The sequence below is a fragment of the Microbacterium sp. TPU 3598 genome (assembly GCF_002356155.1).
GTDB classification, from domain to species: Bacteria; Actinomycetota; Actinomycetes; order Actinomycetales; family Microbacteriaceae; genus Microbacterium; species Microbacterium maritypicum_A.
This window is the reverse complement of the sequence record NZ_AP017975.1, coordinates 1,388,765-1,404,753: the sequence shown is the minus strand read 5'-3', so window position 1 is coordinate 1,404,753 and position 15,989 is coordinate 1,388,765. Positions and strand designations below refer to the sequence as shown.

Sequence of the window (15,989 nt, the reverse complement as noted above, 5' to 3'; positions counted from 1 at the left end):
CCCTAGAAGCCGAGCGCCCGCGCAAGCTTGGAACCGGATGCCGATTCGCGGCCTCCGGCTGCGCGGACGGCCTGCTCAACGGCGTCGAAGAACAGGGCACGCCCCGCGTCATCGGACGGCGCCGCGGGCCCGAGCTCCATCTCCCATTCCCGCCATTCGCGCAGCACGTTCTGACGCAGGTCGGTGGCGCGCACCCGGTCGTCGACGAACTCGGCGACGACCCCGCCGGGGCCCGTGAGCAGATAGGCGGTGCGGTCGTTCTCGATGCGTGCGAGCGGGGTGAGGGGTGCGCTCGTCCACTCCGAGACGGTCTCTGCGACGGCGGGAGGAAGCTCATCGCCCTCGCCCAGCGGCCAGCCGATCTCGAGTCGCCCGTCACCCTGCCGCGGACCCTTCACATGCCAGCCCTCATCGGGCCCGCCGGTACGACGACGCAGCGCCACGCCGCTCTGCGAGAGAGCACCGTCGGCGGTGTCGAAGTACCGGGCATCCAGGATGCGCTCCTCGCCGGAGGTGACGGTGTCGACTCCGGGGATCGCGTCCCAGTGCGGCAGCGGCGTCTCGAGATCGACGTCGTACTTGCGCTCGACCTCGACCGTACGGGACGGTTCAGTCATCGTCGAGCGTGAGGTCCTCGAGAGACTCTTCGAACCAGTAGTCGATCTCGGTGGGCCCATCGTTGGGGCCGGTGTTCTGCGGTCCGCCTCGGCGGTTGTACACCACCTGCGTCTCGCTGTAGGGGACGATCAGCTTGTCGTCCGCGTCGCCGAGAGGGATGATCTGCCCGTCGAGCGGGCCGCCGTGAAGCCGTGCGAGTGCCATGTGCTCAGGGTAGCGCCGTCGGTGCGGTATCCGGGCGAGGCATGCGGATTCCTCCGAGGGCGGCGTCATCCGAGGACGACGCCGAGAAGGGCGCCGGCGATCATCCACGGCCCGAAGGCGATGCGCGTGGAACCGTCCGCTCTTCGCAGCAGGATGAGCATGAGCGCGTAGAGCGCCCCCAGCACGAAGGCCGCTGCCGCGCCGACCGCCAGCGCCTGCCAGCCGTGCCATCCCAACACCAGGCCGATGACGGCGGCGAGCTTCACGTCTCCCCCACCCATCCCCGCACGGCTGATGACCCGCAGCACCGCGTAGAAGCCGCCGAGCAGCAGCATGCCGAGGAGGGCACGGAGGAACGGCCCGCTCTCCCCCGTGCACAGGGCATCGATCGCGCCGAGTCCGATCAGGGAGGCGAGCGTCGGCAGCACGATGCGGTTCGGGAGCCGGTGCGTGCGGACGTCGATCGCGATGAGCCAGGTCCCGACGCCCAGCAGGAGAACGTGCACGAGGACGACGAGGGCGAATCGGATATCCATCCCCGCAGAGTAGGAGATCGCCGACCGCTGCCCCGACCCCCTGTGGACAACCCCTGGCCAATGTCCGATGTACGAACTATCGTCAGTCGGACCCCTTGGTATATTAGAATATATCTTCGAGAAAGGATGCAGGTGATCGGGCTCGATGCCATCGCCCCGCTCTCCCCGGCGGGCGATTCCCGCGCGGGAGAAGTGCTGCGACTGCGCCGCGAGATCAGCCGGATGCAGCGGCGACGCAGCGAGCACGCGCTGCTCCCCCTCGACCCCGCCCTCGCCGCCCTCCTTCCGGAGGAAGGGTTGCAGACCGGCACCTCCTACACCGTCTCCCCGTCACCGAGCCTCGTGCTCGCGCTCCTCAGCGCGGCGTCGCAGAAGGGACTCTGGTGCGCCGTGGTCGGCATGCCGACCCTCGGCGTCGAAGCGGCCGCCGCATTCGGCATCGACCTCACCCGGCTGATCCTGGTGCCCGCACCCGGCGATCGTTGGCTGGCGGCGACCTCCGCCCTGGCCGAAGTCGTTCCCCTGATCGTCGTGACTCCCGGCTCACGGGCTCGCGACGCCGACGTCTCCCGGCTGAGCGCGCGCCTGCGCGATCGCGGATGCACACTCCTGGTCACCGAATCTCCCGGCGTCGAGCGCTGGCCGCAGACCGAGGGGACGATTCGCCTGCACGACCCGCACTGGCACGGCCTCGGTGCCGGCTGGGGACTGCTCTCCGACTGCACGGTCACGGTGACGGCTCGGACACGGCACAGCCCTCGCCCGTCGAGCGTGCGCGTGCAGCTGCCGGGCGGACACGGTGCCGTCGAGCCCACCGCCGTCGAGCCCATCGCCATCGCGCCCGCTGCCGTCGACCTCGCCCCGCTCTCCGCCCCTTCCCACGAGTCTCCCGTGCCCGTCGAGCCCGTATCGCTGGAGCTCCTGCACTGGGCGGAGGCCGGATGAACAGCCCGCTTCGCGTCCTCGTGCTGTGGTTCCCCGATTGGCCGATGCGGGCCGTCCTCAGCAGCGCGCCCCCGCATCCCCCCGCAGCCCTGGTGCAGGCGAACACGATCGTCGCGTGCACCGCCTCCGCCCGGGAACACGGCGTGCGCACCGGCCAGCGTCGCCGGGTCGCGCAGGGGCATCTCTCGTCACTGCGGGTGCTCCCCCATGACCCCGAGAGGGACGAGCGCGCCTTCCTGCCTGTGCTGCATCTGATCGAGAGACACGCCCCTGGGGTCACGCTGCTGCGACCGGGGCTCGCGATCCTCCGCGCCCGGGGCATCTCCCGCTACCACGGAGGAGAGGCGGAGGCCGCAGAGGCACTCACCGCCGTCCTGACGGAGGCCGGCTTCCCCGAGGTACGTGCGGGGGTCGCCGATGGTCCCTTCACGGCGGAGATCGCCGCGCGCGGTTCCGCCGCGTGCACGGTGGTGCCACCGGGGGGCTCCCGGGAGTTCTTGGCGCCCTACCCCGTGCAGGTGCTGCGCGACGAACAGATCACCGGTCTGCTCGTCCGCCTCGGAGTGCGCACCCTCGGCGAGTTCACCGCCCTCGCCCCTCTCGACGTGCGCGATCGCTTCGGCGAGCACGGCGCGCGCCTGCACGCGCTCGCGGCCGGTGCCGACTCCCGGCCGCTGACGCCGCGCCCACCCGACCCGGAGCTGGCGCGGCGGATCGAGTTCGACTCCCCGCTGGGCGGAACGGATCAGGTGGCCTTCGCGGTGCGCCAGACGGCTGATGCGGTGATGCTCGCTCTCGGCGACGTCTCACTCGTCTGCACCGAGGTGCGAATCGAGCTGACCGACGACAACGGGGCCGTCTACTCCCGCTCCTGGCTGCATCCGACCTGCTTCGACGCCTCCGACCTGGTCGACCGGGTGCGGTGGCAGCTGGAGGCTCTGGCCGCGCAGTCCGCCAAGGAACCGGTCGACGAGGCGCGGGCTTTCGGCGGCATCATGGCGGTGCGCATCATCCCCGCCGCCGTCGATGACGCCGCGCATCACCAGCCCGGTCTCTTCGGCTCCGGCACCGATGAGCGCCTGCACCACGCGGTCTCGCGCGTGCAGACCATGCTGGGCCATCAGGGCGTGGTCACCGCCGCCGTCGCGGGCGGGCGCTGGCTCGCCGACCGGCAGGTGCTCACGCCCTGGGGAGAGCGCACGGTCCCTCCGCGCGACCCCGGCTCCCCCTGGCCGGGAAGCCTTCCCGATCCGCTGCCCGCCGAGGTCTTCCTCCCCCCGCGCCCCATCGCGGTGCTCGCCGCGGATGAGAGCACCATCGGCGTCGACGAACGCGGGGCGCTCTCGAACGACCCCGCCCGCATCGAGGGAGCGACCGTGCAGGCATGGGCCGGCCCCTGGCCGGTGCACGAACGACGCTGGACCTCGGGCGGAGGGAAGCGAGGGCACCGGCTCCAGATCGTCGACGACCACGACCGCGCGTGGCTGGTCTTCCACGCCGGCGAGCGCTGGTGGGTCGAGGGGAGGTATCGCTGATGGGGTGGCACAATCCCCCCTTGTCCTGGAACGAGCTGGAGCGCACCCTCAGCGGCGAAGAGTCACCCCCGCCTCCTCCCGGCTCCGAGCCTCGAGGGCAGCGGACGGACCCCGGACCGGTGAGCCGTCGCCGCACGCGCACGCCCCCCGTCGCCGCGCCCCGACCCGAAGACCCGATCCCCTATGCCGAACTGCACGCCCATTCGTCGTACTCGTTCCTCGACGGCGCCTCCTCCCCGGAAGAACTCCTCGCCGAGGCCGACCGCCTCGGGCTGACCGCTCTGGCCCTCACCGACCACGACGGCTTCTACGGCGCCGCACGCTTCGCCGAGGTGGCCGGCCTCATGGAGAGCCCCCTGCAGACGGTGTTCGGAGCGGAGCTCTCCTTGGACCTGCCCGCACCACAACGGGGTCACGCCGATCCCGCCGGCGAGCATCTGCTGGTCCTCGCCCGGGGCACGGAGGGCTATCACCGGCTCTCGGGGGCGATCACCGCGGCGCAGCTGCGCGGCGGTGAGAAGGGGCGCCCGGTCTACGACCTCGACGATCTCGCCGCACGTGCGGGCGGGCACTGGACGATCTTGACCGGATGCCGCAAAGGCGCCGTGCGCCGCGGTCTCGAGGCCGGAGACGCCGCCCATCCGCTGCGGTCGCTCGTCGACCTGTTCGGGAGCGAGCACGTCGCCGTCGAGCTCTTCGACCACGGAGACCCCCTCGACACCCGTCGCAACGACGCCCTCGCCGAACTGGCCCGTCGGATGCGGCTGCCGGTGGTCGCGACCAACAACGTGCACTACGCCACGCCGGCGCAGGCGCCCCTCGCCGAGGCCGTGGCCGCGGTGCGCGCGGTGCGCAGCATGGACGAGCTCGACGGGTGGCTGCCCTCTCACGACGGTGCACACCTGCGCAGCGGGGCCGAGATGTCGGCGCGCTTCCGGCGCCACCCCGGAGCGATCTCGTACGGGCTCGAGCTGGCCGCGGCATCCGCCTTCCCCCTGCGCCTCGCACGACCGGCGCTGCCGCAGCAGAAGGTGCCGGAGGGGCACACGCCCATGAGCTGGCTGCGCCATCTGGTCTGGGAGGCGGTGCCTACGAAGTACCCGCGACTGGACGACGACGGCCGGCACCGGATCGCGCGCGAGCTCGACGTGATCGAGGAGAAGGACTTCCCCGGGTACTTCCTGATCGTGCACGGGATCGTCACGGAGGCACGACGGCTCGGCATCCTCTGCCAGGGTCGGGGGTCGGCCGCGGCGAGCGCGGTCTGCTACCTGCTGGGGATCACCGCCGTCGATCCGATCCTCTACCGTCTCCCCTTCGAGAGGTTCCTCGCGACGACCCGCACGGAAGAGCCCGACATCGATGTGGACTTCGACTCCGACCGCCGCGAGGAGATCATCCAGTGGGTGTATCGGGAGTACGGCAGGGAGCGGGCGGCCCAGGTGGCGAACGTCATCCAGTACCGCCCGAAGAACGCGGTGCGGGATATGGCCAGAGCGCTCGGCCATTCCCCCGGCCAACAGGACGCATGGTCCCGCCAGGTCGACGGCTGGGGCGTGGGTCTGGAGCCCGTCGAAGGACACGACATCCCCGAGAACGTGCTCGCCTACGCGGGAGAGCTGCTGAAGGCTCCTCGGCATCTCGGCATCCATTCCGGTGGCATGGTGCTCACTGCACGCCCGGTCGGCGAGGTCGTTCCCGTGGAGCACGCCCGCATGGAGAACCGCACGGTCATCCAGTGGGACAAGGACGACTCCGCCTTCATGGGACTGGTGAAGTTCGATCTGCTGGGTCTCGGGATGCTCGCCGCCCTCCAGCACTGCTTCGACCTGATCCGGGAGACCACAGGCGAAGAGTGGACGCTCGAGAGCATCCCCAAGGAGGAGGCGGGGGTCTACGACATGCTCTGCCGTGCGGATTCGATCGGAGTCTTCCAGGTGGAATCCCGCGCGCAGATCGGGCTGCTCCCCCGTCTGCAGCCGCGGAGCTTCTACGATCTCGCCATCCAGATCGCGCTCATCCGCCCCGGACCCATCCAGGGTGGCGCTGTGCATCCTTTCGTGCGGCGCAAGATGGCGAAGGACCGCATCGATGAGGAGAACCGGGAGCGCGCCCTGCGCGGCGAAGAGCCGGTGGAGTTCGTGATCCCGTATCCGCACAGCGATCTGGAGGACATCCTGAAACGCACGCTGGGCATCCCGATCTTCCAGGAACAGCTCATCCAGATGGCGACGGCGATCGGCGACTGCACGGCCGATGAGGCGGACCTGCTGCGCCGGGCCATGGGCTCCAAGCGCGGCCTGGAGAAGATCGAGAAGGTCAGGGACAAGCTGTACGCGGGGATGGCGCGGCGCGGACTCGTCGATGAGGCGGCCGATCGCATCTACGCGCAGATCCAGGCGTTCTCCAACTTCGGCTTCGCCGAGTCGCACTCCCTGTCATTCGCCCTTCTCGTCTACGCCAGCTCCTGGCTGAAGCTGCACTACCCCGCCGCGTTCCTCGCCGGCCTCCTGCGCTCGCAGCCCATGGGCTTCTACTCCGCAGCGACCCTCACTGCCGATGCGCGACGGCACGGGGTCGAGGTCCACCGCCCCGATCTGCATGTCTCCGGTGCGACAGAGACCCTGGAACCACTCGCCGGCGCCTCGGGGAACGGGCCCACCGGCCGGGACGAGTGCCTCACCGACCCTCAACCACCTGTCCTCCGCTTCGACCGCGCGGCACCGGATGAGTCGGCCGCGCACCGCAGGGACGGGGAGTTCGCGGTGCGACTGGGGCTCGGCGGCATCCGTGGGATCGGTGTGCCGATGGCGGAGAGGATCGTCGCCGAACGCGACGCGAACGGCCGGTACCGTGACTTGAACGACCTGGTGCGACGAACGGATGCCACCGCCGCGCAGCTGGAGGCCCTCGCCACCGCCGGCGCCTTCGACTGTCTGGGCCTGGAACGCCGAGAGGCCATCTGGATGGCCGGCGCCGCGGCGGACGACCGTTCCCGGTTCCTCCCGGGGACGACGGTCGCGGTGCAACCGCCCCTGTTCGCCGATCAGACCAGCTACGAGCGTCTCTCCGCCGACCTGTGGGCGACCGGCGTGTCGACCGACGATCATCCGATGGCGCACTTCCGCGACGAGTTGCGCGCGCGCGGGGTTCTGACGGCGATCGACCTGCAGGGACACGAGGTCGGTCGACGCATCGAGGTCGCCGGTCTGGTCACCCACCGTCAGCGACCCGCGACGGCCGCCGGGATCACCTTCGTGAACCTCGAGGACGAAAGCGGCCTGGTGAACGTCGTCTGCTCAGCCGGGGTCTGGAACCGCTACCGCCGGGTCGCCCGCGATTCACCGGCACTCATCATCCGCGGCATCCTGGAGCGATCTGCGGAGGGCGTGGTCAACGTGCTCGCCGATGGGTTCGAGGATCTTCGCACCGGTCTCACGCATCGGTCCAGGGACTTCCGCTGAGGACGGCCGCCCCGACTCACCAGAATCGCTCGGGCTCCTCCACGGGAGGACGGTCGGCTCCACCCCAGCGGTCCGCCTCGGCCTTCGCGGCGTCGGCGGCTGCGTCGGCTTCACGGAGAGCGACCTTGGCGCCGGTCGGACCGGGCCCGATGGGGTCGACGAGCAGCGAGGTGTGCGCGCCGGCGCCACCCATCGTCACGGTGCAGCGCAGGACGCGCCCGATCCAGCGGGAGAAGTCGCCACTCGGGTCTTCTGCGCGTCGATAGCGGATGCCCGTGTCGAGGTCGACGATGGCGAGGACGACCGGTTCGTCGGTGAGCGGATCGGTCTGCTCCGTCACCTCGATGCGATGGCCGTGGGCGATGGCGACCTGAGCGGTGAGCACGAGCAGTCTGTCCATGAGTCCACCCTAGAGAAGGCCGTCAGGAAGACAACAGGGAGTCCCTCACGAGCAACATTCGTAAATTTCTTTGTCCCCCAAATGGCGGACAAGCGGATTAAGCGATATTCTGCTCTTCGTAGCGGGGGCTACGAGGCTGAGGACTGGGGAATCAGCCGTGAGCGCAGCGATATCTTCGCCGCCTCCCCTACCGTCCGGGAAGGGCGGTGAGCCCTCTCGACGACACCGTCTGGGGCGGGTCATCGAGAGGGCCAATCTCCCCGGTCGACGCGACGCATCGCGACACGGTCAGTCGAGCGGGATGACCTCGAGCGTGTTCGAACGCACCGGCTCCTGACCCATCTCGGGAGCGTATGGGCTCGGCGTGTACTTGCGGAGGTACTCGGCATCGATCGCGGCGTTGATCGCCTCATCGCCGACCCTCTCGAAGCGGACATCCTTCGTGACGCCACCCGCGGAGACACGTCCGCGCAGGCTGGCCAGGGCCGGGGCGTACCACTTGCCCGCAAGTCCCGTGTAGGAGCGGACGAACAGACGACCGTCGACCGCGACCGCCCAGATCCCCACGGTCTTCGGCATGGTGCCGTCCTCGAGCTGCGCGGAGAGATCGAACATCTCCGGCTCGGCGATGCGGCTGAGCTCGTCAGGGTTCCAGGTCGTCATGGGTCCTCCTCGGTATCGACGGATGCGGCAGAGTGCATGCTACGTCAGAACCGGGAAGACGCCTGACCGGTCACGGGCGGACTGCCGACGAGGCGCGCGCGCAGCGAGTCGAGGAGCAGGCCGACCCCGAGCTCGAATGTACGATCCGACCGCGCACTCCCGCGCTCCGCACCGTCGATGAGACGCCCCAGAGTGCGCGTGCCGCCTTCGGGCTGCCAGACCTCGTCGGGAGAGGCGAGATCGAGACCGAAGCCGATCGCGAAGGCGTCGATGACGGCGATCACCGAGAGCACCTCATCGTCGGGGAAGCCTCCGTCGACGAGCACGGATGCGAGATCGTCGTATGCGGCGATCACCGCCGGGTGCGTGATCGTCTTCCCCACGAGCAGCGGAACGAGCTGCGGGTGGTCTGCGTACATCCGGCGTTGCGTGCGCAGCACAGCGAGCACGAACTCGTCCCAGGGCTCGCCGTGCCACTCGACGCGGTATCCCTCCACGAGTTCTCCGCGCATGAGCTCGAGGATGCCGTCCATGCCGTCGACGTGGTTGTAGAGCGATGACGGGCGCACGCCGAGCTCGCGGGCGATGGCGTTCACTCCGAACGGTTCGCCGGCTCTCGCGAGCGCGAGACCCGCCGAGCCGATGATCTCCGGGGACAGGAGCGGGGAGGAAGGCCTCGGCATCGGGGACTCGCTTTCTCCGGCGGACCGGGTATGAGATCTGGGGGTTCCGCGAGAACCCTCATCTGTGCATAATAATGAACACCATTCGTTTACGAACACCATTCGTTTACGCCTCGTGCCCCACCCGACGCACGTCCGCTGTCTTCCCTCTCTCCGCACAATGCCGTGCCGACTCCCTGGAGCCCCATGACCACTCTCGATCTCCGCACCCGAATCCCCCTCCGCTTCCCGACGGCGACGGCGACGTTCGCCATCGGGATCGCGGGGTACCTGGGCGTCAATCTGTCGCCCTACATGATCACCGCCGCGCAGACAGGCCTCGGCCTCGACGTCCTCACCGCCAGCTGGCTCGTCACCGCGACCCTCCTGCTCACCGCGGTGACCGGCTTGGCCATCGCCCCGCTGTGCGCCGGGGTGCATCGCCGCACTGTCGCGCGCGCCGGGCTCGGCCTCGCCGTCGTGGGCTTCGCGACCGCGGCCCTCGCGCCGGCGGCCATGCTTCCCGGGCTGCTCCTCGGCGGCGCCGGAGCAGGTGGCGCGGTCGCCGCATCGGGCGCGGCGCTCGCCGCTTTCCGCAACCCCGACAGGGTCGCCGGCTTCAACGGGCTCGCGAACCGCGGAGTCATCACGGTGGTCCTCGCCGTGATCCCGCTGATCGGCCTCGCCCCTCTCGACGTCTTCGGTGCGCTGGCGCTGTTCAGCCTGATCGGGCTGATCGCCTCGGCATGGCTTCCCGCCGCTCCGGTCCTCGCCCCGCAGGCGGGGGCGGCCGTCGCCGAGGCGATGCCGATCGAGATCCCTCCGACAGGCACCGTGCGCACCTCCCCCGCCCGCTCCCGGACCGTGACGATCGCCGGCCTCGGACTCCTCATCGTGTTCGCCCTGTGGGCGGCGAGCGAAGACTCCCTCTGGGCGATGGCGGGCATCATGGGCGCGGAACAGGCCGGCCTGACTCCCGAAGGGCTCGGCGTCGCCCTCAGTGGCGCAACAGCCGGCGGACTCCTCGGCTCGCTGCTGCTCATGATCGTCGGAGCCCGATTCGGGCGCGCGGTTCCCCTGGTCGTCCTGCTGGTCGCCGGGGGCGCACTCAAGATCGTGGAGGGGTTCGTCACCAATCCCACCGCCTTCATCGTGGTGTTCATCGCCTGGAACTCGATCTACGCCATCGCGTTCATGTACTTCGTGTCGACGTCCGCGGCACTGGATGCCGACGGGCGCTGGTCGGGACCGCTGCTCGCCGTCTACCTGGTCGGGTCGGCGCTCACCCCGGTCATCGGCGCGGCCCTCGTCGGCGCCCTGGGATATCAGGGATTCGCGGTGGCGCTCGGCATCGCGAGCTTCATCCTGGCCGTCCCCACCGGGGCGATCGCCCTCATCTCGACCCGTCTGGAACGCATGACCGCACAGGAGATCGACGCATGACCCGCACCCTCTACCGCAACGGCCGCATCTTCACCGGGGACGAATCCCGGTGGAGCTCAGCGCTCGTGGTCGACGACGACGCGTTCGCGCATGTCGGCACCGAGGAGTCGGCACCGCACGCGGACACGGTCGTCGATCTCCACGGCCGCGTCGTGCTCCCCGGATTCACCGACGCGCACACCCACCTGCTCATGATGGGCGAAGCGCTCGGACAGGTAGGACTCACGGACGCCTCCTCTCTCGAGGAGATCCAGCGCCGGCTCCGCACCGCGCGCGAGGCCGCGCCCGGTGTGCTCCGCGGACGCGGATGGCTGTTCGATGCGATCCCCGGCGGTGAACCGACAGCGGCCATGATCGATGCGGTCGTCTCCGACGTTCCGGTCTACCTCGACGCGAACGACTATCACTCGTGCTGGGTGAACACGGCCGCGCTCGCCGAGCTCGGGATCACCCGCGACACCCCCGACCCCATCGGCGGCCGCATCGCCCGCGATGCGGCGGGCGATGCGACCGGGATGCTCTATGAGACCGCCGCGCAGCTGCACGCCTGGGCTCATCGCGACGCCACGACCACCGATGCGCAGCGCGATGCGGCGGTCGAGCGGGTCGTCTCCGCGTACCTCGCCGCCGGCGTGACCGGAGCCGTCGACATGGCTTTCGACGAGCTCGGGCTCGCCGCCCTCGGTCGTGCGGCCGCTCACGGCAGCCTGCCACTGCGCATCGCCGCGCACTGGTTCATCGTCAATACCGGCGACGATGCCGCGAACCTCGCACAGGTCGCGCAGGCCGCCGCCCATGCGTCCTCGACGACGGCGGGGGTGCGGGTGCTCGGGATCAAGCTCGTGCTCGACGGGACGATCGACGCGTGCACGGCCGCCATGCGGGCACCCTACGCCGACGGGACGAACGCCGCGCCGATCTGGCCCGCCGAACGCCTACTGCCGGTCGTCGCCGCGGCGGATGCCGCGGGACTGCAGATCGCGATGCACGCGATCGGCGATGCGGCGAGCACCCTCGCCCTCGATGCGATCGAGCATGCCGTCGCGGTGAACGGCGACCGCCAACGACGGCACCGCATCGAGCACCTCGAGTACGCGGCGCCGGGGACCGCGGAGCGGATGGCACGGCTCGGAGTGACGGCGTCCATGCAGCCCGTGCACGCCGATCCCGCGATCTTCTCCAACTGGGCGGCACAGGTCGGAGACGAACGGGCCGACCGCGCGTTCGCCTGGTCGGAGTACGACGAGGCTGGTGCGCTCCTCGCCTTCTCCACCGATGCTCCGACGGCGCCGCATGAGGCCATGGCGAACATGTACGTCGCGGCTACCCGTGCTTCAGCTCTGGCTCCGGGCGTGCCGGCGATCCATCCCGAGCAGGCGCTCCCCCTGGAGCGTGCGATCGCGCATGCCACTCGGGATGCCGCGGCCTCGATCGGCGACGGGGACTGGCGCGGCCGTATCGCTGTCGGATATGCGGCCGACTTCGTCGTTCTCGATGTCGACCCGTTCGAGGGGGATCCCGCTGCCCTGCTGACGACCCGCGTGGTGCGGACCGTGATCGCCGGCCGCACGGTGCACGAGGCGTAGCTCTCCGTCTGCATTTCCAGGATATCGCCGAGGTGGGGGCTTGCCGCAAGGCCCCCACCTCGGGGCAGAATCGACCCTCGCTCGTGCGAACTGCGCGCGGGCGTGAAGGAGATCCATGCCTTTCGACCCCTTCCATCTCCCCGACGATCTGCGCGCGAAGTCGACGGCAGAGCTCATCGACGCCGACCGCGATCACCTCCGCAGGATCGACGACGCCCTCGAGGCGCATCGGGCCGACGTGACGTCACGTCTGGCCGAGGTGCGTCAGCGTTCCGCCCGGTTCGGAGACGCGGCCGTGGAACGCGACCTCGAGATACGTCGCCTGAGCGGACGACTGCGCGTGCTCGAGCGCTACGGCACCGACATCTGCCTCGGTCGGATGACCCCGGAACACGGCGACCCCGTGTACATCGGCCGCACAGGCCTGGCCGCCGCCGACGGCACTCGGCTGCTGATCGATTGGCGGACCCCGGCGGCAGAACCGTACTTCGCGGCGACCATGGAGGATCCGCGCGGGCTCCTGTCCCGACGTCGATACCGGTGGGTCGACGGACGGATCAGCGACTACTGGGATGAGGCATTGACCGACGCCGCATTCGACGGTTCGGCCTCGCTCGACGACCAATCCGCCTTCATCGCCAGCCTCGGCGCCCAACGCACGTCGCGCATGCGGGACGTGCTGGCGACGATCCAAGCCGACCAGGACGCGATCATCCGCGCGTCTTCGCCCGGCGCACTGGTCGTCGACGGTGGACCCGGCACGGGAAAGACCGTCGTGGCGCTGCACCGCGCCGCGCACCTGCTGTACGCCGAGCCGCGACTCACGCAGAGCGCGGGCGGCATGTTGCTCGTGGGGCCTCACCCGCACTATCTCGCGTACGTCGAAGATGTGCTGCCCAGTCTCGGCGAGGACGCCGTACGGCTCTCGACCCTGCGCGATCTGGTCCCGGAAGGAGCAGCGGCCGTGGACGAGCAGGATGCGCGGGTGGCACTGCTCAAGGCCGCCCTCGATCCCGTCGCGATACTCGATGCGGCGGCGACGTGGTTCGAGCGCCCTCCCTCGCACGCGATGCGCATCGAGTCGCCGTGGGCCGACCTCTGGATCAGCCGCGAGGAATGGACGGCACTGTTCTCCGGCGCCGACCCGGCGGTCTCGCACAACGTGGCGCGTGACGAGGTGTGGGAGGAGATCCTCGAGTTGCTGACAGACCAGGTGCACGACGATGACGTGCCTCCCCACATCGTGCGACGGTGGCTGCGACAGGACGAGGAGCTCACCGGGACGTTCGTGCGCGCCTGGCCGATGCTGTCCCCGACCTCGATGGTCGCTCGGCTGTGGAGCTCCCCCGACTTCTTGCAGCGCTGCGCTGCGAGCCTCTCGCCCGGAGAGGTCGCGGCTCTGCAGCGCGAGGACCCCGAGAAGTGGACCGTCGCCGATCTCCCGTTCCTGGACGCCGCGCGCCGGCGGATCGGCGATCCCGACGCCGTCCGCGACGAGCACCGCCGCCAAGCCGTCGTCGCCTCGGCGCAGGAGCAGATCTCCCACGTTGTCGACCACCTGATCGAAGACGATGACAGCGAGATGAAAGTGATGTCCATCCTTCGCGGACAGGATGCGAGGAACGTGCTGCTCGGCGTCGACGCTCCGCCCGCGCTCCCGCCGGACGAGCTGGCGGGGCCGTTCGGGCACATCGTCGTCGATGAAGCGCAGGAGCTCAGCGATGCGGAATGGCGGATGCTCCTCGCCCGCTGCCCCTCACGCAGCTTCACGATCGTCGGAGACCGCGCACAGGCGCGGCACGGCTTCACCGAGAGCTGGGAAGCGCGGCTCACCCGCATCGGCCTCCGCGATGTCCGGATCGCCCACCTGGGCGTGAACTACCGGACTCCGGCCGAGGTGATGGCGGCGGCAGGACCGGCGATCCTCGCGGCGATTCCGGACGCCAATGTGCCGACGTCGGTGCGCGAGAGCGGAACGCCCGTGCGATACGACGTCGTCGCCTCGCTCCCCCGCCTGCTGGATGCCTGGCTCGATGAGCACCCGGACGGGATCGCGTGCGTCATCGGCGCCCCGGACCTCGCCCCGACAGCGCGCGTGCGATCGCTGACTCCCGAGGGGGCGAAGGGCCTGGAGTTCGATCTGGTCGTCCTGGTGCTCCCGGAGCAGTTCGGTGACGATGTCACCGGCGCCGTGGACCGGTACGTGGCGATGACCCGGTCGACACGGGAGCTGATCGTGCTCCGGTGAGCATGCCCGGGCCTCTCACGTTCAGCCCACGAGCACCCGACCGGCACGGGCCTGCCATCGCTCATCGCGATGCTCGATCCGGATGGGGTACTCGAACGCCGCGGTCACGAGGGCGGTCGTGAGAACATCGCTCGCCGCCCCCTGCGACACGACCTCCCCCTTCGAGACCAGGGCTGCGTGAGTGGTCGACCCCGGCAGCTCCTCGAGGTGGTGCGTCACGAGCACCGTCGCGAGATCGGGTTGCGCGTCGTGCAGCAGGTCGAGGGTCTCGAGGAACTGCTCCCTGGCGGCGACATCGAGACCGGTGGAGGGCTCGTCGAGCAGCAGCAACGCGGGGTCGGGCAGAAGGGCTCGCGCGATCAGTGCCCGGCCGCGCTCCCCCTGCGACATGGTCGGCCAGGTGGCGTCCCGCCGCCCGCCGAGGCCCAGCAACCCGATGAGGTGGTCCGCCCTCGCGATGAGCGACGGCGACGGCTCCCAGCGGTTCATCATCTCCGTCGTCCCCGTCGCACCGGTCAGGACGACCTGCTGCACCGTCAGCGGCGAGCGCAACGGATGACGAGGGTTCACATGTCCGATCGATTCGCGCAGCCGGCGGATCTCGACCCGTCCCAGCTGCTGACCGAGCACATGCACGGACCCTCGGGTCGGGTGCGCCTCCGCACCGCACATGCTCAGGATCGTGCTCTTACCCGCACCGTTGGGGCCGATGAGGGCCCAGTGCTCCCCTGCACGGACGGTGAGGTCGACGCCGGTCAGGATCTGGCGCGAGCCGCGGACGACGTCGACGCCCCTCAGCACCAGCACGTCGGACGCACGGTTCTCACGAGGCTTCTCCTCGGTCATACCAGCGCGTCCCGCAGTGTGAGGAGGTGTGCACGGCTCCGCGCGGCGGCAGCGCCCTCGTCGCGGTCGACGATCGCGTCGACCTGGGCGGCGTGGGCGTCGTGGTCGGCGTCGTCGCCGAACTCCCGTCGGATGCGGAGCATCTCGATCATGGCTTCACGCAGCCGGGGGGTGAAGCTGTCGAACAGGTCGAGGAGGACGGCGTTGTGCGACGCGGCGACGACCGCGCGGTGGAACGCGGTGTCGGCATCGACGTGACTGTCGATGTCAGACCTATGCGCATCGCGATCGGCCAAGGCGCGACGGATGCTGCGCAGGTCTGAGGGCGTGCGTCGCGCGGCGGCGAGCGCGGCGGCTTCGGTCTCGATCGCGATGCGCGCTTCGATCACTGCGACGATGCCGGCCTTTCGCAGCACCGCATCCCAGTCCTCGGGCGCATCGAGCGCGATGACGAAGACGCCGGCGCCCTGTCGCGAGGCCAGCACCCCGCGCCCGGCGAGCTGGCGGATCGCCTCGCGCACGGTGGAGCGTCCCACTCCGAGCTGCGGCGCGAGCGTCGTCTCCCCGGGGAGCTTCTCCCCCAGTGCCCATTCTCCGGCGCGGATCCGTTCCAGCAGGAGTGCCGCGGCCTGATCCGCCAGGGGTTCTCGCCTCACCTGTGCCATGCGCAATGCCAGCCTCTCGTCTACTTGTCTGAGGAGTTGTGTTACAGTCTAGCCATGTTCTCGTCAGAGCACCTTCTTCTTCGTCGCCACGGCGGGACGTAGCCGGACCGGCTCCCCGTCGTGGAGTCGAACGTGTGCCGGTCGCAGACCCTCGAAGAAGGACACCGCACCCGC

General features: G+C 70.0%; 14 protein-coding genes. 6 read left to right on the top strand and 8 right to left on the bottom strand.

Annotation, left to right across the window (positions count from 1 at the left end; translation table 11 throughout):
- Positions 1–2: 2 nt before the first annotated feature.
- From MST3598_RS06630 to MST3598_RS06620, 3 genes are all read right to left on the bottom strand, one after another.
- Positions 3–617 (bottom strand): CYTH domain-containing protein, encoded by a 615-nt coding sequence (locus MST3598_RS06630; protein ID WP_029258373.1) that lies wholly within the window; start codon positions 615–617, stop codon positions 3–5.
- A complete protein-coding gene (locus MST3598_RS06625) occupies positions 610–822 on the bottom strand; it encodes a hypothetical protein (RefSeq protein ID WP_029258374.1) in 213 nt (70 codons plus the stop codon). Before MST3598_RS06625 ends, MST3598_RS06630 begins: the two co-directional genes overlap by 8 nt.
- 65 nt (positions 823–887) lie before the next feature.
- Positions 888–1,358, bottom strand: a complete 471-nt coding sequence (locus MST3598_RS06620) for a prepilin peptidase (RefSeq protein WP_029258375.1) — start codon at positions 1,356–1,358, stop codon at positions 888–890.
- 126 nt (positions 1,359–1,484) lie between these two features.
- On the opposite strand from MST3598_RS06620, the gene MST3598_RS06615 reads away from it, so the two are divergent.
- The 3 genes from MST3598_RS06615 to MST3598_RS06605 are packed head-to-tail and all read left to right on the top strand — an operon-like array spanning position 1,485 to position 7,302.
- Positions 1,485–2,303 carry a hypothetical protein gene (locus MST3598_RS06615; protein WP_231494418.1) on the top strand — a complete coding sequence of 273 codons (819 nt, stop codon included), beginning with the start codon at positions 1,485–1,487 and terminating at the stop codon, positions 2,301–2,303.
- Complete coding sequence (locus MST3598_RS06610) at positions 2,300–3,838, top strand: DNA polymerase Y family protein (RefSeq protein ID WP_029258377.1); 1,539 nt, start codon at positions 2,300–2,302, stop codon at positions 3,836–3,838. The genes MST3598_RS06615 and MST3598_RS06610 overlap by 4 nt, the downstream gene beginning before the upstream one ends.
- Positions 3,838–7,302 carry an error-prone DNA polymerase gene (locus MST3598_RS06605; protein ID WP_029258378.1) on the top strand — a complete coding sequence of 1,155 codons (3,465 nt, stop codon included), beginning with the start codon at positions 3,838–3,840 and terminating at the stop codon, positions 7,300–7,302. Before MST3598_RS06610 ends, MST3598_RS06605 begins: the two co-directional genes overlap by 1 nt.
- Before the next feature lie 16 nt (positions 7,303–7,318).
- On the opposite strand, the gene MST3598_RS06600 is transcribed toward MST3598_RS06605, so the two are convergent.
- The 3 genes from MST3598_RS06600 to MST3598_RS18375 all read right to left on the bottom strand — a co-directional run bounded on the left by MST3598_RS06600 (position 7,319) and on the right by MST3598_RS18375 (position 9,048).
- Complete coding sequence (locus MST3598_RS06600) at positions 7,319–7,702, bottom strand: hypothetical protein (protein WP_029258379.1); 384 nt, start codon at positions 7,700–7,702, stop codon at positions 7,319–7,321.
- Positions 7,703–7,990: 288 nt separating this feature from the next.
- Positions 7,991–8,365: a DUF2255 family protein gene (locus MST3598_RS06595; protein WP_021199303.1), complete on the bottom strand. Its 375-nt coding sequence runs from the start codon at positions 8,363–8,365 to the stop codon at positions 7,991–7,993.
- 44 nt (positions 8,366–8,409) lie between these two features.
- Entirely contained in the window at positions 8,410–9,048 is a 639-nt protein-coding gene (locus MST3598_RS18375; protein WP_051670925.1) for a TetR/AcrR family transcriptional regulator C-terminal domain-containing protein, read from the bottom strand.
- A gap of 186 nt (positions 9,049–9,234) precedes the next feature.
- Between MST3598_RS18375 and MST3598_RS06585 the strand changes: the two genes are divergently transcribed.
- The 3 genes from MST3598_RS06585 (at position 9,235) to helR (ending at position 14,304) form a co-directional block, all read left to right on the top strand.
- A complete protein-coding gene (locus tag MST3598_RS06585) occupies positions 9,235–10,470 on the top strand; it encodes an MFS transporter (protein WP_157749859.1) in 1,236 nt (411 codons plus the stop codon).
- Complete coding sequence (locus tag MST3598_RS06580; protein WP_029258940.1) at positions 10,467–12,056, top strand: amidohydrolase; 1,590 nt, start codon at positions 10,467–10,469, stop codon at positions 12,054–12,056. The genes MST3598_RS06585 and MST3598_RS06580 overlap by 4 nt, the downstream gene beginning before the upstream one ends.
- A 115-nt stretch (positions 12,057–12,171) precedes the next feature.
- Positions 12,172–14,304, top strand: coding sequence for an RNA polymerase recycling motor ATPase HelR (gene helR, locus MST3598_RS06575; protein WP_029258941.1), 2,133 nt, complete (start codon positions 12,172–12,174; stop codon positions 14,302–14,304).
- Between the two features lie 21 nt (positions 14,305–14,325).
- On the opposite strand, the gene MST3598_RS06570 is transcribed toward helR, so the two are convergent.
- Positions 14,326–15,150 (bottom strand): ABC transporter ATP-binding protein, encoded by an 825-nt coding sequence (locus MST3598_RS06570; RefSeq protein ID WP_051670990.1) that lies wholly within the window; start codon positions 15,148–15,150, stop codon positions 14,326–14,328.
- On the bottom strand, positions 15,147–15,815 hold the full coding sequence (locus tag MST3598_RS06565) for a FadR/GntR family transcriptional regulator (protein ID WP_029258943.1): 669 nt from the start codon (positions 15,813–15,815) through the stop codon (positions 15,147–15,149). The genes MST3598_RS06570 and MST3598_RS06565 overlap by 4 nt, the downstream gene beginning before the upstream one ends.
- Positions 15,816–15,989: the final 174 nt, after the last annotated feature.

Bases quoted from the DNA above. Each gene is read 5' to 3' on its own strand.
- MST3598_RS06585 (WP_157749859.1), top strand. From the start codon at position 9,235: ATGACCACTCTCGATCTCCGCACCCGAATCCCCCTCCGCTTCCCGACG.
- MST3598_RS06565 (WP_029258943.1), bottom strand. From the start codon at position 15,815: ATGGCACAGGTGAGGCGAGAACCCCTGGCGGATCAGGCCGCGGCACTC.
- MST3598_RS06570 (WP_051670990.1), bottom strand. From the start codon at position 15,150: ATGACCGAGGAGAAGCCTCGTGAGAACCGTGCGTCCGACGTGCTGGTG.
- MST3598_RS18375 (WP_051670925.1), bottom strand. From the start codon at position 9,048: ATGCCGAGGCCTTCCTCCCCGCTCCTGTCCCCGGAGATCATCGGCTCG.
- MST3598_RS06620 (WP_029258375.1), bottom strand. From the start codon at position 1,358: ATGGATATCCGATTCGCCCTCGTCGTCCTCGTGCACGTTCTCCTGCTG.
- helR (WP_029258941.1), top strand. From the start codon at position 12,172: ATGCCTTTCGACCCCTTCCATCTCCCCGACGATCTGCGCGCGAAGTCG.
- MST3598_RS06595 (WP_021199303.1), bottom strand. From the start codon at position 8,365: ATGACGACCTGGAACCCTGACGAGCTCAGCCGCATCGCCGAGCCGGAG.
- MST3598_RS06605 (WP_029258378.1), top strand. From the start codon at position 3,838: ATGGGGTGGCACAATCCCCCCTTGTCCTGGAACGAGCTGGAGCGCACC.
- MST3598_RS06630 (WP_029258373.1), bottom strand. From the start codon at position 617: ATGACTGAACCGTCCCGTACGGTCGAGGTCGAGCGCAAGTACGACGTC.
- MST3598_RS06615 (WP_231494418.1), top strand. From the start codon at position 1,485: ATGCAGGTGATCGGGCTCGATGCCATCGCCCCGCTCTCCCCGGCGGGC.
- MST3598_RS06600 (WP_029258379.1), bottom strand. From the start codon at position 7,702: ATGGACAGACTGCTCGTGCTCACCGCTCAGGTCGCCATCGCCCACGGC.
- MST3598_RS06625 (WP_029258374.1), bottom strand. From the start codon at position 822: ATGGCACTCGCACGGCTTCACGGCGGCCCGCTCGACGGGCAGATCATC.
- MST3598_RS06580 (WP_029258940.1), top strand. From the start codon at position 10,467: ATGACCCGCACCCTCTACCGCAACGGCCGCATCTTCACCGGGGACGAA.
- MST3598_RS06610 (WP_029258377.1), top strand. From the start codon at position 2,300: ATGAACAGCCCGCTTCGCGTCCTCGTGCTGTGGTTCCCCGATTGGCCG.